General features: G+C 71.9%; 17 protein-coding genes and 1 pseudogene. All 18 read left to right on the top strand.

Translation table 11 applies throughout. From position 1 onward, the window contains the following. Window positions 1-102: 102 nt before the first annotated feature. Window positions 103-1266 carry a C40 family peptidase gene (locus tag ABTX81_RS05900; RefSeq protein ID WP_350541768.1) on the top strand — a complete coding sequence of 388 codons (1164 nt, stop codon included), beginning with the start codon at window positions 103-105 and terminating at the stop codon, window positions 1264-1266. Window positions 1267-1346: 80 nt separating this feature from the next. Beyond that, window positions 1347-1655, top strand: a complete 309-nt coding sequence (locus ABTX81_RS05895) for a DUF6112 family protein (protein WP_350541766.1) — start codon at window positions 1347-1349, stop codon at window positions 1653-1655. 2 nt (window positions 1656-1657) lie between these two features. Further along, entirely contained in the window at window positions 1658-2359 is a 702-nt protein-coding gene (locus ABTX81_RS05890; protein ID WP_350541764.1) for a hypothetical protein, read from the top strand. Between the two features lie 28 nt (window positions 2360-2387). After that, on the top strand, window positions 2388-3851 hold the full coding sequence (locus ABTX81_RS05885; RefSeq protein WP_350541762.1) for an SCO6881 family protein: 1464 nt from the start codon (window positions 2388-2390) through the stop codon (window positions 3849-3851). Between the two features lie 95 nt (window positions 3852-3946). Continuing rightward, window positions 3947-5419 (top strand): SCO6880 family protein, encoded by a 1473-nt coding sequence (locus ABTX81_RS05880; RefSeq protein ID WP_350541761.1) that lies wholly within the window; start codon window positions 3947-3949, stop codon window positions 5417-5419. Between the two features lie 34 nt (window positions 5420-5453). Further along, window positions 5454-5903 carry a DUF6238 family protein gene (locus ABTX81_RS05875; RefSeq protein WP_350541759.1) on the top strand — a complete coding sequence of 150 codons (450 nt, stop codon included), beginning with the start codon at window positions 5454-5456 and terminating at the stop codon, window positions 5901-5903. 17 nt (window positions 5904-5920) lie between these two features. Continuing rightward, window positions 5921-7426 carry a putative type IV secretion/conjugal transfer ATPase gene (locus ABTX81_RS05870; protein ID WP_350541757.1) on the top strand — a complete coding sequence of 502 codons (1506 nt, stop codon included), beginning with the start codon at window positions 5921-5923 and terminating at the stop codon, window positions 7424-7426. A 297-nt stretch (window positions 7427-7723) separates the two neighbouring features. Continuing rightward, window positions 7724-8488 (top strand): hypothetical protein, encoded by a 765-nt coding sequence (locus ABTX81_RS05865; RefSeq protein ID WP_350541755.1) that lies wholly within the window; start codon window positions 7724-7726, stop codon window positions 8486-8488. Window positions 8489-8517: 29 nt separating this feature from the next. Continuing rightward, window positions 8518-9015: a hypothetical protein gene (locus tag ABTX81_RS05860; RefSeq protein ID WP_350542239.1), complete on the top strand. Its 498-nt coding sequence runs from the start codon at window positions 8518-8520 to the stop codon at window positions 9013-9015. 361 nt (window positions 9016-9376) lie between these two features. After that, window positions 9377-11233, top strand: coding sequence for an ATP-dependent nuclease (locus ABTX81_RS05855; RefSeq protein WP_350541753.1), 1857 nt, complete (start codon window positions 9377-9379; stop codon window positions 11231-11233). After that, on the top strand, window positions 11230-13113 hold the full coding sequence (locus tag ABTX81_RS05850; RefSeq protein ID WP_350541752.1) for a UvrD-helicase domain-containing protein: 1884 nt from the start codon (window positions 11230-11232) through the stop codon (window positions 13111-13113). Before ABTX81_RS05855 ends, ABTX81_RS05850 begins: the two co-directional genes overlap by 4 nt. 565 nt (window positions 13114-13678) lie before the next feature. Beyond that, the gene (locus tag ABTX81_RS05845) at window positions 13679-14944 is read left to right on the top strand and encodes a hypothetical protein (protein ID WP_350541751.1); all 1266 of its coding nucleotides are present in this window, start codon (window positions 13679-13681) and stop codon (window positions 14942-14944) included. A 93-nt stretch (window positions 14945-15037) separates the two neighbouring features. Then, a pseudogene (locus tag ABTX81_RS05840) lies at window positions 15038-16826 on the top strand (type IV secretory system conjugative DNA transfer family protein). 188 nt (window positions 16827-17014) lie between these two features. Continuing rightward, on the top strand, window positions 17015-17881 hold the full coding sequence (locus ABTX81_RS05835; protein ID WP_350542237.1) for an adenine nucleotide alpha hydrolase family protein: 867 nt from the start codon (window positions 17015-17017) through the stop codon (window positions 17879-17881). Between the two features lie 28 nt (window positions 17882-17909). Continuing rightward, window positions 17910-18143: a hypothetical protein gene (locus ABTX81_RS05830; protein ID WP_350541749.1), complete on the top strand. Its 234-nt coding sequence runs from the start codon at window positions 17910-17912 to the stop codon at window positions 18141-18143. Beyond that, window positions 18143-19300: a DnaB-like helicase N-terminal domain-containing protein gene (locus ABTX81_RS05825; RefSeq protein WP_350541747.1), complete on the top strand. Its 1158-nt coding sequence runs from the start codon at window positions 18143-18145 to the stop codon at window positions 19298-19300. Before ABTX81_RS05830 ends, ABTX81_RS05825 begins: the two co-directional genes overlap by 1 nt. A gap of 353 nt (window positions 19301-19653) precedes the next feature. Further along, window positions 19654-20859, top strand: a complete 1206-nt coding sequence (locus tag ABTX81_RS05820) for an MFS transporter (protein WP_350541746.1) — start codon at window positions 19654-19656, stop codon at window positions 20857-20859. 24 nt (window positions 20860-20883) lie between these two features. After that, window positions 20884-21591 (top strand): HAD family hydrolase, encoded by a 708-nt coding sequence (locus ABTX81_RS05815; protein ID WP_350541745.1) that lies wholly within the window; start codon window positions 20884-20886, stop codon window positions 21589-21591. Window positions 21592-21647: the final 56 nt, after the last annotated feature.

The raw sequence follows: 21647 nt of genomic DNA, 5'->3' as shown, positions 1-21647 counted from the left end.
ACCCCGAGGAGCCGCTGCGATGCAGCACGCCCTGGCACAGCCATGCCTCGACCCGCCGGCCCCGGTCGTCCCGGCCGGCCGCCCCGCCGAACGGCGGCGACGATGAGGAAGTCCGCGGGCGCCCTCGTCAGCCTCATTGCCGTCGGCCCGCTGGTCCTGGCCCTGCCGATCGTGGTCGCCGCCGGGAGCGCCTCCGCCACCTGCCTTCCCGGCGGCGATGCGCAGGCGGTGGACACCGCCGTCGTCGCCCAGCAGGTCAAGGCGATCCTGAACGGCTCCAGCCCGCTCAGCGGACCGGGCGTGGCCGGGCTGGACAAGCCGGACGAACAGGTCCCCAACGCCCAGGCCATCCAGGCCACCGGTGTCGCGATGCACATCCCCGTACGCGGGCAGGTCGTCGCGCTGGCGACCGCGCTCCAGGAGAGCGGACTGCGCAACATCAACTACGGAGACCGCGACTCGCTGGGGCTGTTCCAGCAGCGGCCTTCGCAGGGCTGGGGCACGGCCGAGCAGATCATGCAGCCGGTGTACGCCTCGACGAAGTTCTACGAGGGACTCAAGCGGGTCTCCGGCTGGGATTCGATGACGACTACCCAGGCCGCGCAGGCGGTGCAGCGTTCCGGCTTCCCGGACGCGTACGCCAAGTGGGAGCCGTTGGCGACGGCGCTCCAGCAGGCGATCGCCCCGCTACTGGCCGATCCTGGCACCGGCCCGGCCTCGTCGCCCGGGCCCAGCGCGAGCCAGTCTCCCACCGGCCCCTCCACCGCGAGTCCGCCGGCGAGCGGTGGCTGCTCGACGTCGGGCGGCGACGGCAGCAACTTCGGGGCGATCCCGCCCGGCACCCTCCCCGAGGGGTACTCGATCCCGGCCGACGCACCACCCCAGGTGCAGACCGCGATCCGCTGGGCGCTCGGCCAGCTCGGCACGCCCTACCAGTGGGGCGGTTCCTGCGCCGACTCGCACGGCGCCGACCCGATGGGCCGCTGCGACTGCTCCTCGCTCATGCAGATGGCCTACCGGGCGGCCGGGGCCACGTTGACCCGGACGACCTACACACAGGTCAGCGAGGGCACGGCCGTCTCGGCCAGCGCCCTGAAGCCCGGCGATCTGCTATTCACCCGGGGCAACGCCCTGCGGCCCGAGCACGTCGGGATGTTCATCGGCGGCGGGCTCGTCGTGCACGCCCCCAAGACCGGCGACGTGGTCAAGATCTCGACCCTCGCCGAGTGGCAGCCGCAGGTTCTCGCGGCCCGCCGAGTCGTCTGACCGGCGCTTCTCCCCCCTCCCCTTTCTGCTCCGCCCTGGCACGTTCTTTGCGCGCCTGAAATCGAACTGAGGTTCCCCTTTTGCTTCTCGCCAACGCGGCCACGCTGCTCGCCTACGACCCTGGGATCACCCCTAACGAGGGCGGCCTGCCCGGCCTCACCGTCCTCAAGCAGGTCATGGGCAGCCTGAACCTGTTCGGCATCATCGCGGTCGTCGGCGCGCTCGCGGTCAGCGCCGGAGTGTGGGCCTGGGGCCACCACTCCGGCGGCCACCAGGCCGAGGCCAACGGCAAGAAGGGCGTCCTCGTGAGCGCGGGTGCCGCCCTACTCCTCGGCGCGGCCAACGGCGTCGTTGCCTTCTTCAGCGGACTCGGCAGCCAGGTCAAGTAGCCATGCAGAAACGTTCCTTCTCTTCTGTCTGGCGCAGCGGCACCTCCGGCGGTGCCCTGGTGCGCTGCCGGGTGCTGCTGGGCACCGTCGTCCTGGTGGCGCTCGTCGCCCTGGCCGGCCTGCTCTCCTACGCCACCCGCGAGAGCCGTACGCCGTCCAGCCGTCCTGCTGCGGCTTCGAGCTCGCCCGCTCTGCCCACTTCGTCCCCATCTGCGTCTGCGGCGGCGGGGAGCCGGGCGGCGGCGCTACCGGTGCCGCCGGACACCCGCGACCCGATCGCCTTCGGGAAGGCCGCGGCGGTGGCCCTGTGGTCGTACGACACCCGGTCGTACTCGCAGCCCGAGTTGGCGGCCGCGCTCCACCGGTGGCTGACGGCCGAGGGACAGTACGTCGACGCCGACTCGGTCGAGCGCCAGGTGCCCTCGCCGCTGCTGTGGGGGCGGATGGCCGACTCCGGCCAGTTCGCCACCGCGACCGCGGCCGAAGCCCACTTCCCGGGGGCCTTCACCCGGGCGCTGCAGTCCGATCCGGGGGCGATCACCCGGGCGTACGTCTACGCCGTGACCGTGTCCGGCAAGCAGTCGATCTCGTGGAACGGCGCGCCCGAGGGCGGCGCCGAGGACCGCTCGACCACCCTCGCCGTGCAGTGCCGCCCCGACCGTCCCTGCGCCCTGGTCGGCGTGATGCCGTCCGTCGCGCCGTAGCTCCGACCCGAGAAAGGAGGTACCCCTCGTGGGTGTCTGCGACATCCCCCTGATGAGCCAGGTCTGCACCGTGGTCGACGCGGTCAGCTTCGCCTCGAACCCCGGCAAGTCCATCACCGACGGCATCGGCGCGTGGATCGCCAAGAGCATGGGTGAGCTGGCGGCCAGTGCCGTCGACCTCGCCGCCAAGGCGGTCGACCAGACCACCGCCATCGACCTGTCCGCCCCCTGGTTCCGGGACAACTACCAGCTCATCCTGCCCATCGGTCTGATTCTGACCGTCGGCACGTTCTGCGCGCAGCTGATCCTGGCCGCCTGGCGACGGGACGAGCGCGCTCTCGCCCAGGCTGCCTGGGGCACCATGACCGGTGTCCTGTTCTCCTTCGGCGCGATCAGCTTGACCGCCGTGGCCGTCACCGTGGTCGACGCGCTGTCCGCCGGGCTGTTCAAAGCCGCGAACACGAGCGTCGACGACGCGATCCGGCGTCTGGTGAAGGTGTCCCAGCTGGGGGCGATGTTCCCCCTCGGCTGGGCGATCCCCTCGCTCGTCGCGGTCGGCTGCGCGGTCGGCGCGTTCCTCTACTGGGCGGTGATGGTCGCCCGCAAGGTCGGTGTCCTGGTCCTGGTCGCGCTCGCCGCGTTCGCGGGTGCCGGCGGAGGCTGGGAGGTCGCCAAGCGCTGGCGACGCGGCTGGATCGAGGCCACCGCCACCCTGGTCGTGTCGAAACTGCTGATGACCGTGGTGTTCCTCGTCGGCGTCTCCGCGATCGGCAAGACGGACGCCAAGGACGGGCTCGGCGCGCTGTCCGACGCCATGGCCGGCATCGTGATCATGGCTCTGGTGCTCCTGTGCCCTTACGCGGTCTACAAGTTCGTCCACTGGGCGACCGACAGCGGCGGCCACGACGACCTCCACCGCACCGGCGTCGCGGGCATGGCGGTCGCCGCCGGCGCGGCCAAGACCGCCGGCAGCCTTGCGATGCAGGCGGGCACCGGGGTTCCCGCGCCGCAGGGCCCCAGCGAGGTCCCCGGCGTGGACGGCGGAGGTGTCTCCTCCGGCATCGACCCGACCGGACGGATCAGCAAGGAGGGCATCGACGCCGGCCCCGCGCAGCAGCCGACGACCTTCCGATTCGGCGAAGACCCGAGCGCGCCCGGCGACCGCGGCCGGTCCCTGGTCACCCGGCCCGGCCTCGCGGCCCTGGTCACCCGCCCCTCCTCCGAGGGCGACGGCGGGCAGCCGCAGGCCGACGGCGACGCGGCGCAGAACGCCGCGTCCGCCCCGAGCACCCGGGGTTTCTTCAACGCTGGGACGGTCACGCCGCCAAGCTCGGGTTCGCCGGCCCCCTCGGTCCCGGCCACGCCGTCCGCATCAGCGGCCACCCCGAGTCCGGAGAGGCCGCCTGCCGACGGGCCACCGCCGGCCGGGATGTCCACGCCGGATCCGGTCCGGTTCATCTACCCGAACGACCCACCCGCGTCCGGTTCCTGACCGGACCGCCACCCGGGGCGGGCCGATTCCTCCGGCCCGCCCCGGCCCCACCCCCCTGTGCCCACTGCCCGCACGCTCACAGGCTGGATCGCCCCATGCCCTCCGCACCGAAGTCCGACGCCGCTCCTGCGACGGTCAAGTTCCCCCACCGCTCCAGGCGCGGCATCCTCCTCGGCCTCAGCGCCTCGCAGTTGATCGCCGTCTCGGCGACCGGACTGCTCCTGCTCGCCGTGCTCGTCGCCCGCGGTGTCGTCGGCGCCCTGCAGCTTGTCCCGCTGTGGGCGTCCGTGGCCGCGTTCGTCTTCGTCCGCTACCGGGGCCGCACGCTCGCCGACTGGGCGCCGATCGCCGTCCGCTACGCGCTCCGCCGCTTCCGGGGCCAGCTGGTCTGGCTCGCCCGTCCCTCCCGCCGGCCGGTGCGCGAGGGTCTGCTGCACCTGCCCGGCAGCGCGGCCAGCCTGCGCGTGGTCACCGCCCCGGACCGCCGGTACGGCGCCGTCCACGACCCGCACGCCGGCACCCTCACCGCGGTCGTCAAGGTCTCCTCCCGTGCCTACGCCCTGCTCGACCCCGGCACCCAGAACGCCAACGTCAACGGCTGGGGCCGCGCGCTGGCGGCGCTCGCCCGCACCGGGCACGTCGCCCGTATCCAGGTGATCGAGCGCACCGTCCCCGACTCCGGCAACGCGCTACGCCGGTACTGGGAGGAGCACGGCGCCCGGGACGCCCCGCTGGCCGGTGCCCTCTACGGCGAGCTGATCCGCAACGCCGGACCGGCCGCCGCCCCGCACGAGTCCTACGTCGCCATCGCGCTGGACTTCAAGGCCGCCCGGCGCCTGATCAACCAGGCCGGCGGCGGCCTCGCCGGAGGCTTCAGCGTGTTGGCTCAGCTGACCTCCGCGTTCGAGCAGGCCGCCCGCACCGCGGGCCTCAACTCGAACGGCTGGCTGTCCGCCAACGAGATCGCCGCCGTCGCGCGCACCGCCTACGACCCCAAGTCGCTCGCAGCGCTGGACCGCTGGTCCGAGGACGGCCGCCCGGCCGCCGACCCGGCGGCCGCGGGCCCGGTGGTCGTGGTGGAGAAGGCCGACCACATCTCGACAGACTCCGCCCACCACTCCACCTACTGGGTGGAGAACTGGCCGCGCACCGAGACGTCACCGGGCTTCCTGCACCAGGTGATGTTCGCCTCAGGGGTGCGCCGCACCGTCTCCCTGTCCTACGAGCCGAAGGACCTGGACGCCGCGATGCGCGACGTCCAGCGGAAGAAGGCGAGCGTGATCGCCGACTCGGCCGAGCGCGCCCGCAAGGGCCAGGTCGTCTCCGAGGCCGACTCGGTGGAGTACCAGGACATCCAGGCCCGCGAGCGGCAGCTGATCGCCGGGCACGCCGACGTCGCCCTGACCGGCCTGCTGACCGTCTCCGCCGACACCGAGGACGAACTGCGCTCCGCCTGCGCGGTGGTGGAGACCGCCGCTGTCGGCGCCCAGCTCGACCTTCGTCCGCTCACCTGGCAGCAGGCCGAGGCGTTCACCGCCTCCGCCCTGCCGTTCGCCCTCGCCGCCTGATGCCGGTTCCCCTCCCTGCTGAAAGAGCACCCCGATGCCGGCCACCACCCCGACCGCGCAGGACTTCGTCCCCTACGCGACCGCCGCGATCGACTTCCACCGCGCGCTGAACGTCCCCACCGGTCCGCTCGTCGCTTCCCGGGCCGAGCTGGACTCCCTGCACGCCCACCTCGTCGCCCTGCACGGCCTGCTCGACGCCCACGCCCAGCGCACTTCCCCGCTGCTGCCGGGCGAGGGCGACCACCTGAAGGCCACCCGCACCCGCTTGTGGCAGGCCGCCGAGCACCTGCACGCCGCCTACCACTCCTCGCCCCGGCCGGGCAGCGGCGAGGTCCCCGACGCCGAAGCGTGCCGCGCCCGCCGGCCCGAGGGCGCGCCAGAGCTGACCATCTGCCGCCGCCACCAGGAGGCCGCCCGGCTGGTCCGCCGCCGTGCCACTCCCGCCGACCTCCACTCCCCCTTCACCGGCCTCGTCCGCCGCTGACCCCGGAATCCGTGATCATGCCCAGGAACCGCGCCACCGCCAGCCCCCTGTTCGTCCCCCAAAAGACCACCCGCACCCAACAGCGCGCCGCCCGAGCCGAGTTCGCCAAAGCCCGCTCCAAGGCCCGCCGCGCCCAAGCCCCGGCCAAACGCCGCGTCATCGAAGGCGTCGACCCCGAACTCCAGGCCACCTACCCCGCCTCCGGCCGGCCGGGCCGTGCCTCCGCCCGCGGCGGCAGGCTCCGCCTGCCCAAGCACCGCATGACCACCGCCGTCGCCGGCGGCGCCTACCCCTTCCTGGCGGAGGCCGGACTCGGCGCCGAGGGGATCTTCATCGGCCGCGACCTCCACGCCGAAGGCTCCTTCTGCTACGACCCGTTCACCCTCTACAACTCCGGCCGCATAGAGGGCTTCACGAACCCCAACGCGGTCCTGTGCGGCGTGATCGGCATGGGCAAGTCCGCCCTCGCCAAATCCATCGCCACCCGGGCCGTCGCCCACGGCTACAAGATCTACATCCCGTCCGACCCGAAGGGCGAGTGGAGCGGCCTGGCCGAGGCACTCGGCGGCCAGACCATCGCGCTCGGCCCCGGCCTGCCCGGGAAACTCAACCCGCTGGACGCACCCGCGCGTCCGGACGGCGTCGCAGAGGACGACTGGACCGGCGAGGTCCGCAAGCGGCGCCTCCTGCTGCTGGCGAGCCTCGCGGCCACCGTCCTCAAGCGCGACCTGCTACCCATGGAGCACACTGGCCTCGACGTCGCACTCGACCTGGTCGTGGCCGAAGCCGAAGCGTCGCGGACGGTGCCGCTACTGAGCGACGTTGCCCAAGTCCTCGGCCATCCCGAGCGCCTGGACACGGCGCTCGGCACGGACGCCGGCGGCCTCGGCCGCGCCGTCGACGACCTGGCGCACGCCCTTCGCCGGCTCGTCCACGGCGACCTCAGCGGCATGTTCGACGCGCCCTCCACGGTGATGTTCGACCCGAACGCGCCGATGCTGTCGATCGACCTCTCGCGGCTCGGCAGCAGCGGCGACGACACGGCCCTGGTGCTGGCCATGACCTGCGCGAGCGCGTGGATGGAGTCCGCGCTCGCCGACCCCGGCGGCGGCCGGCGCTGGGTGATCTACGACGAGGCGTGGCGGATCATGCGGCACGTCGGCCTCCTGGAGCGCATGCAGCAGCAGTGGAAGCTCAGCCGAGGCCTCGGCATCGCCAACCTGCTGATCCTGCACCGGCTTTCCGACCTACTGTCGGCCGGTGACGCCGGATCGCGCGGGCGCGTCCTCGCCGAGGGCCTCCTCGCCGACTGCAGCACCCGGATCATCTATCGGCAGGAGCCGGACCAGGTCTCGGCGTCCATGGTCCTGCTCGGCCTCACGGGCGTCGAAGCCCAGGCCATCGCGGCGCTTCCCCGCGGCCGGGGCCTGTGGAAGGTCGCGGGCCTGTCCTTCATCGTCCAGCACCTCCTCCACCCCGCCGAACGGCCGCTCTACGACACCGACTTCCGTATGGCCGCCTGATGGAGGACGCGATCTGCCACTCCACGGGCAGACTGCGTTCCTGGGCTTACGAGGGCGGCCAACGCCGGCCCCTGCCCGGTCGCAACCGACGTCCGGCTCGCCGCGCAGGCGACCTCCCGGTCGGTCAACCCCCGCCCTCACCGGCCAACCCGCGGAAGCCGTCCAGCCTGCCTCCGTCATCTCGATCCGCTCAACGGGACCGGGCCGCTGACCTCCGGAAGGAGCCCTCCCTGCTCCGCCCAAGCAGACCCCGCTTCGCCGAAGCCCATCGTCCACCGCCCGAAGCGGAGTCCCATCATGCCAGCCGAAGCCCCCCGCAACCTGCCCGACGTCGCCGTCGGACACCATCCCGACCACGGCATCGTCGCCGCCCTGCCAACCCAGTCAGCCGCCGCCCAGTGGATGCTGGAACGGCTGGAGTTCCAGCGCGTCCCCGACCATCCGAGCCTGTACGCGCTGACCGACCAACACCGCCAGGCCTCCGAGCGGGCCGCCTGGGCCGTCAAGCTGCTCAACGGCGCCGGCTACCGCGTCGACACCGACATGTCCCTGGCTCCCGAGAACACCGACAGGCGAGAACGGACGCAGACGCGGCCAACCGCCGTCGAACCAGAGCACGCCCAGGCGCCGGACACCGGTCCGGACGTCGCTTTCGCCGAGCACCCGACCCTGGGCATCGTCGCTGCCGTCGGAAACCACTACCCCTTCAGCCCGGGCATCTTCCTGGACACCGACGGCTGGCGCCACCACCGGGACCTGGACGTCTACCTCTCCCCGCCGGCCGCCACCCGAGCGGAGTCGCTCGACGCCGTGGCCCGCACCGTCACGGGGCTGCGGCGCGGGAGCTTCCAGGTCGCAATGGAGCCCCGGCTCGCTCGGGACATCGCTGCTCGACGTGACCCGGTCAGCAGCGCGTTCACCACCCACAAGTTCCGCGTCGACGGGGCCGCCCTCGCCGACAGCCCCGGCGTCCGGCCGGCCTCCACCGCGAAGTCCGCCGGCCCCGCCGCGCCACCCCCTGCCCCGGTAGACCCGCGCATCGCGTTTGTGCGCGCCCGATAGACACCGCCCCCATGAGCAAGGAGCAGACAATGGCCGTGAAGAAGGTTTGGACGATCGCCCACACGTGCGGCCACGAAGACGAGAGGGACCTCGGCGACCGCCCGGCCGACCGCCGGGCCGGTTTCGCCGACTGGCTCTCCCGGCAGGACTGCATCGACTGCTGGCGCGCCGCGAGGGACGGCGGTGAGGCGGACAAGGCCGCCTGGCTGGCCGCGAAGCGCACCGCCGAGCAGGTCGAGTCGGAGGCCTGGTCCGCGCAGTACCGGATGCCGCCGCTTGAGGGCACCGAGCGGGGCATTGCCTGGGGCGTGCGCTGCCGCCACCAGGTCCTGGCCGCCGCCTACACCACCCTCGTCCTGGAGGGCGGGATGCCGGAGGCCGAGTGGGAGCAGGTCGAGGTGCGGGCCCGCACCGTCACCCGCGCAGGCTGGTGGATCGACCAGCGCTCCTCCGAACCCGGCGACCTGGAGGAGCTGCTGGAAGCTGCTGCGGACGCGGACCGGCCGACCGAGAACCCCTTCGTATGACCGCCTGGTGCCCTGCCCCAGCAGGCAGCGCACCAGACCAGTTCCCCTCCGCCAGTCCCCGTAGCGGGAAGTTCTCGCTGCTTCTCGTACGTCTGCCGCACGTTCGGTCGAGGCGGTCGTGGAGGGCCTCCCGCTGCTCCCAGCTGAGGTACGTCCCAGCCGAGGGTCGTCCCGCAGGGCGCCCGTGCCCCGGATGGAGCGGAGTGAGACAGCCGCTCGGCGCGCTCACAGGGCCAGGGCGGGCTTGGTTGCCCACGTCTCATCATGATTACTTCGTTGCGCCGCGGAGTTCAGTCGTCCTAGCGTGCCGGTACGAGAAGTGGCGGCTGTCGGGAGCGGCCTGAAAGCACTAGAGGGGTCCATGTATCTGGCACGCGTGCAGGCCGAAAACTTCCGTATCTTCGGCGGGCCCGCCACCGGCTCGGATCCCGGGTCGGCTCTGGACCTCACTCTTCGGCCGGGCCTCAGTGTCCTGGTCGGGGAGAACGACAGCGGCAAGAGCGCCGTGGTCGACGCGATCCGGCTGTGCCTGACGTCGAACGCCGACTTCACCCGCGTCACAGCGGACGACCTCCACTATGGTCCTGGGGGCAGGGCCGACTACCTGCAGATCAGCTGCACGTTCGAAGGCCTCGACGAAAGCGAGCTCGGCTCCTTCGGGGAGTTCTTGACCTCACTGCCGGGTGAGGCCCCCCGGCTGACCGTGACCCTGCGGGCCGAGCCGTTCGACGCGGATGCGCCCCACCGCCTGTCGGTCAGGGTCCGCGCAGGCGACACGCCGCTCGACGGCGAAGTCCGCGAGCGACTGCGCGCGACCTACCTGCGGCCGCTGCGCGACGCCGAAGGAGAGATGAGGGCCGGCCGCAACTCCCGGCTGTCGCAGATCCTCACTCAGTACCCCGGGATGAAGGAGCAGCGCGCGGACGACTTCAAGCCCGCCGAGGACAGTGCCGGCACCCTGGTGGGCATCCTTCAGCGCGCCGACCACCACATCAACGCCAACGCGTTGGTGCAGAAAGCCCGCAACGAACTCAACAGCGGATACATGAGCCGATTCACCATCGGCCAGGACACCCTCTCCGGCGCGATCAGCATCGCCACGACCGCATCGCTCCAGAGCGTCCTCGAACGCCTCGAGCTGGCCTTCGCACCCGATCCCGGCCTCACCGAGTCCACCCGTCACGGTCTCGGCTACAACAACGCCCTGTTCATGGCCGCCGAACTCCTCCTGCTGGGCCGGGAGAGTACCTCCCCGATCCTCCTCATCGAGGAGCCCGAGGCCCACATGCACCCGCAGTTGCAGACCCGCGTCGTCGACCTGCTCCAGGAACGCAGCCGGGGCGAGTCCCCGGTCCAGATCGTCGCCACCACTCACAGCCCGCACATCGCCTCCAGCGTGCCGGTGGAACGCCTGACTCTCGTGGCCCAGGGACAGACCTTCCCTCTCCGGCCAGAATGCACCGAACTGGACCCCTCGGACTACGCGTTCCTCAGCCGGTTCCTGGACGCCACCAAAGCAAACCTCTTCTTCGCCCGGGCCGTCGCCATGGTCGAGGGAGACGCGGAGGTACTGCTCCTGCCAGCTCTCGCCCGCGCTGCTGGCCACTCGTTCGCCGAGAACGGCGTGAGCATCGTGAACGTCGGCAGCACCCGTCTGTTCAGATATTCCCGGATCTTCCAACGCAAGGACTCCGTCCTCCCCCCGGTCCGCGTGGCCTGCGTCACGGACATGGATCTGGCCCCCGACAGAGCGGACGACAAGATGGCCAAGGGACTCAAGCGGTGGAGCGATCTCACCGAGGCCCAGCGGAGCGAACTGATCGTCGAGAAGCAGGAGCATGACGGCGGGGTTGTCCGGACTTTCGTGTCGAACTGGTGGACCCTCGAATATGACCTGGCCCGTGCATCGTGGCCGATGGCGACGCTGATGCACCAGGCGATCAGTGCGGCTAAGGGCACTACGTGGCCGACTGCGGAGGACCTCGTAGGGATCGAGGAGACCGCTGCGACGGAGGTGAGAAAGTGGCGGGAAGACGAGCTCACCCTGGAGCAGTGCGCGCTCAGAATCTACCGTCCGCTGCGTGTGGGGGGCACCAGCAAGCCGATCGCGGCCCAGCATGCTGCCCGCCTGCTGGAGACCTCAGGCATCACGTCCAATGACCTGCCGGCCTACCTGGTAGAGGCGGTCGGCTACCTGTGCGGGAGCACCCAGCCGTGACGCTGCCTCTGTCCCTCACGGCCCTGGATCGCGCCAGCATCGAGGCCACGGCCCGGAGCATGGGCCTCGTCCTGGCGCTTCCCGAACAGTTCGCATTCTTGGAGGCCCGCGGCCCGCTGCACCTGCAGGCAGCCCCAGGCTCGGGCAAGACCACCCTGGTCGCGCTGAAACTCGCGCTGGTGGCGGACGGCTGGTCGTCCGACCGCCAGGGCATCTGCGTCCTGTCCCATACCAACACCGCCACCCAGGAGATCACGAGCCGGCTGACCGGGCGGGCACGGCGGCTGGAGCACTACCCGCACTTCGTCGGGACGATCCAGTCGTTCGTCCACACCTTCCTCGCGCTCCCGGCCCTGCGTTCGCTGAAGATCTCCACCCGCAGCGTCGACGACCGCGCCTTCGCCGCCCAGGCCCGCAGGCTTCTGGACCTGGGTCGGTTCAGAACGCTCAGGACGTTCACACGGCAACGGGAGGCCGACGGGCTCAGAATTGTCACCGAGGCCACCTACCTCTTTGACCCTGCCGAGCCGGAACTGCAGATCCAGGTCGACAACCTCAACCGCGGCACAGCCAGCTACAAGCAGCTGATGAAGCTGAAGAAGGACCTCTCCCTGCGCGGTGTCTTCCGCTACGCCGACATGTACGCGATCGCCGCGCGCCACCTGCACCAGCACCCCCGCCTGGCCGCCGGCCTGCGCTCCCGGTTCCCCTTCGTCCTGATCGACGAGATGCAGGACACCGGCGAGGAGCAGCTCCGCCTACTGGAGGCGGTGTTCGGGGAGGGCGCCGTCGTGCAGTGCGTGGGAGACGTCAACCAGCGCATCCTCGGCGCGGACGGCGACGGGCCGGCGGCAGGAGGGTTTCCCTGCGAGGAGGCGATGGAGCTCCCGGTGAGCCTGCGTTTCGGCGCGGGTCCGGCGAGAGTGGCGAGCAGGTTGGCGGTCCACCGACCGCAGGAGATCCGCGGCCACGGCCCGGAGAGCGCTCTGGCCGTCATCACCTTCACCGAGGACAGCATCGCCCGCGTTGTGCCCGCCTTCGGTGAGCTCGTCCGGCAGACAGTGCCGGACGAAGCCGCCGCCTCGTACCCGCCGAAGGTCCTCGGCGCCCGCGCGAGCCCGGGAACCTCACAGCTCTTTCCCCGCGCGCTCGGCTGCTACCTGCCACGGCCGGACACCGGAGCGACAGTGGAGGTGAGCCGGCTGCTGCACGCCTACCGCAGCGCCAGGACGGTCCTGCTGAACACCGGCCACACCGGCCCCGCGATCACGGTCCTGTGGGGAGCCGTCCGCGCATTGCTCTGGGAGCTGCAGCCGCCGACCACCGCCCCGACGCTGCCCGACAGCCTGCCGCCGTTCCCTCAGCTCGACCGCACCCCCGGCACAACCGGCCACCGCCTGCGCGTGCTCCTGGTCAAAGCGCTGCACCGCGACTGCGACGACCCCGCAACCTGGCGTGCCTTCCTCGACCGCCTCGGGGAACTCATCCAGGAGGCTGTCGGCGCCGGTGTCTGGATGAACGACGACACCCGAGCCCGCTGGCTGGCCTACACGCCGGCTCCGGCTGCCCCGGACGGGTCTCCGCCGCCGATGCTCACGGCCACCGTCGCAAGTGCGAAGGGCGAGACGCACTGCGCGACTCTTGTCCTCGAGTGCGCCACCAAGAACGGGAGAGGCCACGATCTGGGCAGCCTTCTCCCCGTGATCACCGGGGAGAATCCCGCCAGCGCACTCAAGGCCACCGGCCGGCACGCCGCGATGACCACCTTCGTCGCGGCCACCCGCGCCAGACACCTGCTCGCACTCGCCGTCCACGAGGACCGCGCGAACCCCCACCTTGGAGCCCTGGCACGCGACGGCTGGTCCATAATCAGCCTCTGAGGGGGCACGTAACGCGGGCAATCAACCTGACCAGAAGTGGCAGCAGCGTGGCGCCACGCTCCACAGCCACGAGAAGCTGCCACATGGTTCCGACCCCCGGGGTCGGAACCCTATCTCCGGAAGTAATAGCGGATCGCCAACCTCCGCAGCCACGCCGGACATTCCCGAGCAATCGGCGCCGCCATCCGTACCGGGCTGGCGTGTGGCAAGTCCGAAGGGGAGACCGCCGCAAGGGTTCGGGTGGCAACCAAATGACGCCCATCGAGCGTCTGGTGACCGCGGCACCCGCGCCCGTCTATCGGACACAACGAGTGTTGTAGCACCCTGCGGAGGACGCCTACCCGCGTTGCCCGGCGGATGAAGCCATCCCCCTCCAAGAAGAACTGTCGAAGTGCGAAGTTCAGTCCCAGCCACGACTTCTACCGCGCTGGCGCCTGCGCCCTTCTCCGGGCCTGGCCGCCCCTTGGATACCACCGATCCTCGGCCGGGCCAAACCGCCAGCTCTGCGGACCCTCTCCCTATCAGCCCGCCCGCCGGGCCCCGCCGCCCGTCCGAGAGGCTCGCCGTGATCGCCCATCTGCAGCGTGCCACCACCACCGGCGCGCTGATTCCCGCCCTCTACGGGCAGGACGATCCCCGCTACCGGCTGCGGCCCCGGCTGATCACCGCGGACTACCGGGGCGCCGACAAGCAGCTCCCCCTCTTCCCCGACCCGCAGGAGGTCCTCGGCCGCGGTGTCCTCGACGCCTCGGCCGCACGGATCGGCGCCCGGGCACCCGAGCGGCCGGTGTGGATGTGCTCCGTCCGCTCCGATCCCCGTCACCCGGACCTAACCGACGCGCAGTGGGCCGATGTCTCACGGCGGCTGGTCGCCGCAACCGGGCTCGCCCCCGAAGACGACCCGGACGGCTGCCGGTGGGCCGCGATCCGCAACCTCGACCGTTCCGTGCACATCGTCGCCACCGTCGTACGCAAGGACGGTGGCGTCCACAACACCTACCGGGACGCCTTCCACGCGCAGGCCGAATGCAACCGCATCGCCGCCGAATTCGGGCACCTCACCCGATCCGTCCCCTCCGTCACCACCGCCAAGGACTACCGCATGCCCACCCCAGTGATCAGCATCAATATCGAGCCGAGCGGCAGCGCCGTCGCGAAGGGCTCCAGCGACAACCTGTCGGCCGCTCTGCTCAAGCACGCGGGCTTCCAGGAGAAGGCGGACTGGTACGGACGCCGCCACCGGCTGCCGTCCACCACCGCTGCGGCCGACCGCGCGGCCATCGCCACGCACGCCACCGAGATGCTGCGCGCCGCCCGCTACAGCGTCGACCTCGACCCCCGGCTCGACACCGCCCTACCGGCCGCCACCGCCGCCCGACACGGACTCGCCACCGCCGGCGAACAGATCCTCCAGCTCACCGATCAGATCCGCGGCGCCACCGACTTCGCGGAGTTCTCCGAGGTCCTCGACCAGCTGCTCGACCCGGACGACGGTGTGCTCCTCCGGGTCCACGAGGCCTTGGAGGCCGCGTCCGAGCAGATCACCGACCTCGATCCCGACCAGTTCGCGCTGTCCGACCGCTTCGGCGTCGCGTCCGACTTGGTCGCCGCCGCCCAAGGCGAGCTGGGCGAAGCGCTCGACGAGGTACAGCGCGCCCGGTCCCACGAGACCCGCTTCGACAGCGCCTGGGCCGCTACGCCCTACTCCGCTGCCGCCACCAACGCGGCCCGCGCCACCTCGCCCGCCGTCGCCGCCCGCGGCGTGAACGCTGCCGCACTGCCCGCCGCCGCACCATCGTCCGCAGCACGCCCCGCCGGCCGCAGCCGCTGACCCGCCTTCTCTCAACGCACAGGAGCAGAACCGTGATCCGCGCAAGAGCCGAGCGCGCCTCACCCCCGCCCGCTCGACACCTCAGGAACCGCCTTGCCCTCCCCGCGCACCAGCGCGCCGTCAACGGCCACCGGGTCCGACGCGCTCCTCTACCTCCTCTTTGGCATCCTCGGCGCCGCACTCGCCTTCGGCTCCCTTGCCTGGCTGACCGGCAACCTCGCCAACTCCTTCGTCGGCAGCGGACCGTGGGCCCCGTTCCGTGCCACCGATGCCCTCCTGCACCCCGACGTACTGTGGCCGAACCTGAGCGACATCGCGCTGCTGGTCGGTGCCCGCGTCGTCCCCGGTCTGCTCACCCTGGTTCTGAGCACGACCGGCCTGGTGCTGTGGATTCGCTGGCGCGGCGGCGCCCGGACCGGACTCGCCCGCAAGGCCGACCTCGCCCCGCTGCTGGACAAGGAAGTCACCGCGAAGGCCCGCAGCCTGCGCCCGAGCCTGAACGACCGGGAGTGCAAAAGAGGTCGCGCCGAACGACCGGGGCATCCTGGTCGGCACGCTCTCCCCCGGTAGGGCCAAGGTGCGCGCGTCCTGGGAGGACGTCCTCGTCGCCATCATGGCGCCGCGCTCCGGGAAGACGTCCGGCCTGGCGATCCCGGCGATCCTCGCCGCACCCGGCCCCGTCCTGCTCACCAGCAACAAGGCCGCGAACGACGCCTACACCACCACGGTCGACGCTCGGGCGCAGGTGGGCACGGTGTGGACGCTCGACCCGCAGCAGATCGCCCACCACCCGCGCGAGATGTGGTGGGACATCCTCGCCGACGCCCGTGACCTCGCCGGTGCAAAGCGGCTCGCCGGACACTTCGTGACCGCCTCGGTGGACGAGTCCAGCGGCTCGGACTTCTGGTCGACCGCGGCGAGCAACACCCTGGGCGCGCTGTTCCTCGCCGCCGCCAGCCACCGGCGCCCGATCACCGACGTCCTCGGCTGGCTCGCGTCCCCCGCCGACCGCACCCCCGTCGACCTGCTGTCCGACGCCGGCCACCACGCCGTCGCCGCCCAGCTCCAGGGCACCGTCAGCGGCGCGACCGAGACTCGTGACGGCATCTACGAGACCGCGCGGCAGTACGCGAGCTGCCTGCTGGACCCGGAGATCGCCGCGTGGGTGACCCCAGCGGACGGCCTGCCCGAGTTCAAGCCGTTCGACTTCGCCACCTCCCGCGACACCCTGTACCTCCTCAGCAAGGACGGCGGCGGCTCCGCCAGCGCGATCATCGCGGCGGCGGCCGACGCCGTGATGCGGGCAGCCGTGATCGTCGCCGAGCGCTCCGGCGGCCGCCTCGACCCGCCCGCGCTGTGCATACTCGACGAGGCCGCCAACGTCTGCCGCATCAGCGACCTCCCGGACCTCTACTCCCACCTGGGAAGCCGGGGCGTCATCCCGATGACCATCCTGCAGTCCTACCGGCAGGGCCAGCGCTGCTGGGGCGAGGCCGGCATGGATGCCCTGTGGTCCGCCGCCACCGTGAAGGTGATCGGCAGCGGCATCGACGACGCCGACTTCGCGGACAAGCTATCCCGGCAGATCGGCGAACACGACATCCAGACCACCTCGGTCTCGACGAGCGACGGCGGTAAGTCCACGTCGGTGTCGATGCGAACCGAGCGGATCCTGCCGCCGGACCGGATCCGCGCCCTGCCCAAGGGCAAGATCCTGCTGTTCGCCACCGGCATGCGGGTCGCGATGCTCGACCTCAAGCCCTGGTACAAGGAGCCGTCGGCGAAGACGATCGCCCCGGCCTCCACCCGCGCCACCAAGGCCATCACCGCGCGTGCCCTCGCCAAGGCCGCCAACCGCGACGACTTCGGACTCGCATCGTGAGCCTCGCCGCCGGCCGTGCCACCGCCATGCGCGGGCAGGCCCGCCGCTTCTCCCCATCCATATCCGCCGAAGGGCCGTCCCACATGTCCGCTTCCGTCCCTCCCATCACCCCTGGCCACCCGACTTCCGCCGTCGGTCGGCCGGCCCTCCGGGTCCTCTCCCTGGGCGCCGGGGTCCAGAGCACCTCGCTGCTGCTCCTGGCCGCCGATGGGCATCTGCCCGGTCTCGACCTCGCGATCTTCGCCGACACCGGGTGGGAACCCCAGGCCGTCTACGACCACCTCGACCGGGTCGAGCGGGAGATCGCCGGACCGGCCGGCATCCCGATCCTGCGGGTCTCCTCCGGCAACATCCGCGATGACGCGCTCGACCCGACCAAGCGCTTCGCCTCGATGCCGCTGCACATCCTCAACCCCGACGGCGGCGAAGGCATGTCGCGAAGGCAGTGCACGGGCCAGTACAAGATCCGGCCGATCAAGGAGAAGGTCCGGGAGCTGCTCGGCCATCCGCACCCGCAGCGGATCCCGGCCGAAGTGTTCGTCGAGCAGTGGATCGGCATCAGCGTGGACGAATTCCACCGGGCGAAGGACGCCGACGTCGCCTACATGAAGAATCGATTCCCCTTGATCGAGGAGGGCTTCTCCCGGTCGGACTGTCTGCGGCTGCTGCGCTCACGCGGCTTCGGCTCGACGCCCAAGAGCAGCTGCCTGGGCTGCCCGTACCACGGCAATGCCCAGTGGCGCGCCCTGCGTGACGATTCGCCCGAGGAGTGGGCCGACGTCGTGGCGTTCGACCACGCGATCCGCGCGGGCAATGCCAGGGCAACGGCGGAGGGCACCCCGCTGCTCGGGCAGGCGTACCTGCACCGCAGCCGCCGCCCGCTCGACGAGGCGCCGGTCGACCGGGTCACCGCCCACGAATGGTCCGGCCGCCAGGGGGACATCTTCGACGCCATCGCCGACGCCGAACTGGAGAACGGCGAGGCGGACGGCTGCTCCCCGTGGGCCTGCCGCTCCGGCACTCCGATAACAGCCGATCTCACTCTTGCCGCCTGAATTCCTATCCAGCCTAGAGGAGTTGGCAATGCCCGAGCGCATCCCTTCATTCCGCCCACCGCCCTCCGAGCGCTTGGCGGGCTCCCCGGCCGTCCGCCGGGGCGGCCAGTGGTGGCTCGTCACCGGCACCGGGTCGATCCTCGCGACCGACCCAACGTTCACCGGTGAGCTGGATCGCTTCGCCGCCGCGATGGCCGCCGCCGACCGCCAGGTCACCCGCATCCGCGACGAACGGGCCGCCAGCCTCAAGGACAGGCGGTGATGGACGCGCTGTTCAAGGGCGAGCAGGCCGTCCTCGGCGCGGTCCTGCTCGACCCGGCCCAACTCCACACGCTGTCCTGGCTGGAGCCCACCGACTTCTACCGACCGGCCCACCAGGCCCTCTTCGCCGCGATGCGGACGCTCAGCGCCCAGGAGCGGCCGACCCGCGGGGCCGACGGCAGCGTGCCGCTGTCCTGGGTGACCGACACCGTGTCCGAGGCCGGTCACCGCGTGCGCGGGCTGAGCGCCTCGTACGCGCACACCCTGATCGCCGCGTGTCCGCGCCCGCAGAACGCCCCGGTATACGGCCGGATGGTGCTCGAAGGGTCCATACACCGAACGGTGACGGAGCACGCCGTCCGACTGGAGCACATCGCCCGGACCGACGCCGAGCAGCACCAGGTCGACGACGTCCTCCACCACGCCGATTTCCTGGCGGGCGTACTCGGCGACCTTGCAAGCCGCTGGGGCATCGAGCCCCGGCTCATCCTGCCACCGACGAGCCGGAGGATCGCGACGCCGTCCGCGCCGCAGGTCGGGCCCGAGCACACCGAGGACGAGCGGTTCCTGCTGGCCGTTCTCATCGACCAGCCCGCGGCGATGGCGGAGGTCTACGACTGGCTGCGGCCCGGCGACTTCGCCGACGCCGGCCACGGCCAGATCTACCGCTGCCTTGGCGCCCTTCACCACCGGGGAGAGCCGATCGACGAGGTGACCGCCCTGTGGGAGATCCAGCGGCGCGGCCTGCTGGCCGACGGCTCGCTCTCACGCGAACACGTCGAGAGCCTCTTCGGGGGACCAGGCGCGGGCTCGGCCGAGTGGCTGGGTGACCAGGTCATCCGCGCCTCCGTCGTCCGCACCGCCGCCGCAGCCGCCACCGCGATCAGGGCTCTCGCCGAGAGCGAGGCCGTGGCGCCCGGCCGTCTCATCGGCCACGCCCTGCACGCCTTCGGGCCGCTGGACGACGTGCGAGCCCGCTGGAACAAGGCTGTTCGTCCACCACAAGCGCCCCCGCCCGAAGCCGACCGCGCCGTCCAGGTAACCGCCGCGCTCGCCCGCAGCCCAACGCCAGCGATCAGCCGCTCAACCGCGCTCCCCTTGCCCGACACGGCCGCAGGTCTGCCTACGCGCCGAAGCCGCGCCGCCGGCCACCCATGAGGGCGGACGGCTGCGCGCCGAGTCCGTGGAGAGCCTGGAGCCCGGCTGGGTGACCGCCACTCCCGGGCTCGGCCGCCCAGCCCGGCTCACCGCCCTTGGCAACGGCGTCGTCCCGCAACAAGCGGCCGGGGCTCTGGAGTTGCTGGCCCCTCCTCCTATGCCTCGCTGCCTCCGCCGCCGGGTCCGGTAGGCGGCTTCTACCTGCTCTTTCCGGCCGTACCAAATCGCGGATTCTCCGGACTCTTCTCCCCGGCAGCCGCACGGACCGAAGGGGGCTGCCGTGCCTGCGCACGCTCCGGCCCGCCGGGCTCGCGCCCGTGCACCGCCGACCGCCGCACGACCGAAGGACTCCCTTGAGCACCACCCTCGCCAAGCAGGCCCAGGGCAGCAGCTACCGAGCTGTCCTGGGCTCGCCGCACGTCACCCGCCTGCTCGTGGGCACCCTGATCGGCCGCCTGCCCACCGGCATGGCCCCGGTCGCGATCCTGCTGCTGGTGCGGTCCGAGCACGGCTCCCTCGCCCTGGCCGGGCTGCTCGGCGCCCTGTACGGTCTGGCCTCGGCGATCGGCCAGCCGCTGCTCGGCCGCCTGGTCGACCGCTACGGCCAAACCGCGATCCTCTACGCCTCGGCGCCGGTGGCGAGCGCGGCGTTCCTGCTGCTGCCGTGCACCGGCCCGACCCGGCACCCTGCACTCGCCTCACTGGTCGTCCTGGTCGCCGGCCTCGCGACTCCGCCTCTGGAGGCGGGCCTTCGAGCCTTGTGGCCGCATGTCCTGCCCGACCCCGATCGCCGGCGCGCCGCGCTCTCCCTGGACAGCAGCACCCAGGGCCTGGTGTTCGTGATCGGCCCGCTCCTGGCCACCGGCTTCGCAGCCGGCGCCGGAGCCACCGCCGCACTGGCCGCGACCGCGGCACTCGGCCTGCTCGGCACCGGGATGGTCGTCACCGCCGAGCCCTCTTCCTCCTGGACACCGAACGCCACGGCCGGCCGTACGCACTCGCTGGGCCCTCTGCGGGTGCCGGGTCTGCGGGTCCTGTTCGCCGCGCTCGCCGGGACCGGCGTCGCGCTCGGCGCGGTGAACGTTCTCGCCCTCGCCGCCGCTGAACGTCACCACGCCGGGTGGCTGGCCGGGGTGATGCCGGCCGCGCTGTCCGTCGGCAGCATGCTCGGCGGCCTGGCCTACGGCCGGCGCGTGTGGCCCGGCGCTCCGGCCCGGCACCTGGTGACCGCCGCGACCGGCTTCGCCGCCGGGTGGGTGGTGCTGCTGCCCGACCCGGTGCCCGTCGTCGCCATGCTCGGCGCCGTCCTGCCCGGAAGCTTCCTCGCCCCGCTGCTGACCGCCGCCTTCCTCACCGTCGACCGCCTCACGCCCGAAGGCGAATCGACGGAGGCGTTCGCCTGGCTCATCGCCTGCATCGGCGTCGGCCAGGCCGCCGGCACCGGCCTCTCCTCCCTCGCCAGTGCGGCCGGTCCGCTGCTCGTCGCCGTCGTCCCGCTCGCCGGGGCCTGCGTCGCGCTCTGGCTGCTGCGCCGCTTCAACGACCTGCTCTCCGCCTGACCCACCCCAGCTGAAAGAACCATCATGAACGCCACTCTCCTCGCCGTAACTCCCCTCCCCACCATGCACGTTGTGTGGGACTGGAACGGGACGATCAAGGACGACCTCGATGACCACGTCAACGCGCTGAACGCGACCCTGCCCGCGCTCGGCGGCGACCTCGTCGACCGCGAGACCTACCGGGCCAAGCACACCGTGCCGATCCCGAACTTCTACGCCCGGCTGCTCGGCCGTGAGATCACCGAGCAGGAGTGGCTGGACAGCGACAGCGCGTTCCTCGATCACCTGCGCGCCCAGCCCGTCCGCATCCGGGACGGCGCCGTCGAGCTGATGACGGCGCTGCGCGAGGCCGGACACACCCAGTCGCTGCTGTCACTGTGCCCGCACGACACCCTGCTGCGCGAGGTCGACGAGGCCGGGATCGGGCACTTCTTCGTCCGCGTGGAGGGCCGCACCGGTGCGTCCGGCGGCACCAAGGCCGCACCGCTCGCCGCCCACCTCTCCGCCCTCGGTCTCACCGGTCAGGGCCGCCGGGTGCTGCTGGTCGGCGATGCCGTCGACGACGCGGACGCAGCCCACGCCAACGGTGCGCACGCGGTCCTCCACACCGGCGGCCTCCACCACCCCGCCAAGCTCGCAGCCGCCGGCCACCCCTTGGCCGACGCCCTCGCCGACGCCGTCGCGCTCGGGTCGCGCCTCATCGCCCGGGCCGCTCACCCGGCCTGCGTCTAGCGCGAACTGACGGCCTCACCAAACCGCCGGATCTGCGGATCCTCCTCCCAGCCGAT

The sequence above is a fragment of the Kitasatospora sp. NPDC097605 genome (assembly GCF_040302725.1).
In the GTDB taxonomy this organism is placed as follows: domain Bacteria; phylum Actinomycetota; class Actinomycetes; order Streptomycetales; family Streptomycetaceae; genus Kitasatospora.
Note: the sequence above shows the minus strand (reverse complement) of the source record. Positions and strands in the feature narration are given on the sequence as shown.

What these genes read in the sequence shown, in the direction of transcription:
- ABTX81_RS05870 (WP_350541757.1), top strand. Translation starts at nt 5,921, where the DNA reads ATGCCCAGGAACCGCGCCACCGCCAGCCCCCTGTTCGTCCCCCAAAAG.
- ABTX81_RS05880 (WP_350541761.1), top strand. Translation starts at nt 3,947, where the DNA reads ATGCCCTCCGCACCGAAGTCCGACGCCGCTCCTGCGACGGTCAAGTTC.
- ABTX81_RS05890 (WP_350541764.1), top strand. Translation starts at nt 1,658, where the DNA reads ATGCAGAAACGTTCCTTCTCTTCTGTCTGGCGCAGCGGCACCTCCGGC.
- ABTX81_RS05830 (WP_350541749.1), top strand. Translation starts at nt 17,910, where the DNA reads ATGCCCGAGCGCATCCCTTCATTCCGCCCACCGCCCTCCGAGCGCTTG.
- ABTX81_RS05875 (WP_350541759.1), top strand. Translation starts at nt 5,454, where the DNA reads ATGCCGGCCACCACCCCGACCGCGCAGGACTTCGTCCCCTACGCGACC.
- ABTX81_RS05900 (WP_350541768.1), top strand. Translation starts at nt 103, where the DNA reads ATGAGGAAGTCCGCGGGCGCCCTCGTCAGCCTCATTGCCGTCGGCCCG.
- ABTX81_RS05860 (WP_350542239.1), top strand. Translation starts at nt 8,518, where the DNA reads ATGGCCGTGAAGAAGGTTTGGACGATCGCCCACACGTGCGGCCACGAA.
- ABTX81_RS05825 (WP_350541747.1), top strand. Translation starts at nt 18,143, where the DNA reads ATGGACGCGCTGTTCAAGGGCGAGCAGGCCGTCCTCGGCGCGGTCCTG.
- ABTX81_RS05865 (WP_350541755.1), top strand. Translation starts at nt 7,724, where the DNA reads ATGCCAGCCGAAGCCCCCCGCAACCTGCCCGACGTCGCCGTCGGACAC.
- ABTX81_RS05815 (WP_350541745.1), top strand. Translation starts at nt 20,884, where the DNA reads ATGAACGCCACTCTCCTCGCCGTAACTCCCCTCCCCACCATGCACGTT.
- ABTX81_RS05855 (WP_350541753.1), top strand. Translation starts at nt 9,377, where the DNA reads ATGTATCTGGCACGCGTGCAGGCCGAAAACTTCCGTATCTTCGGCGGG.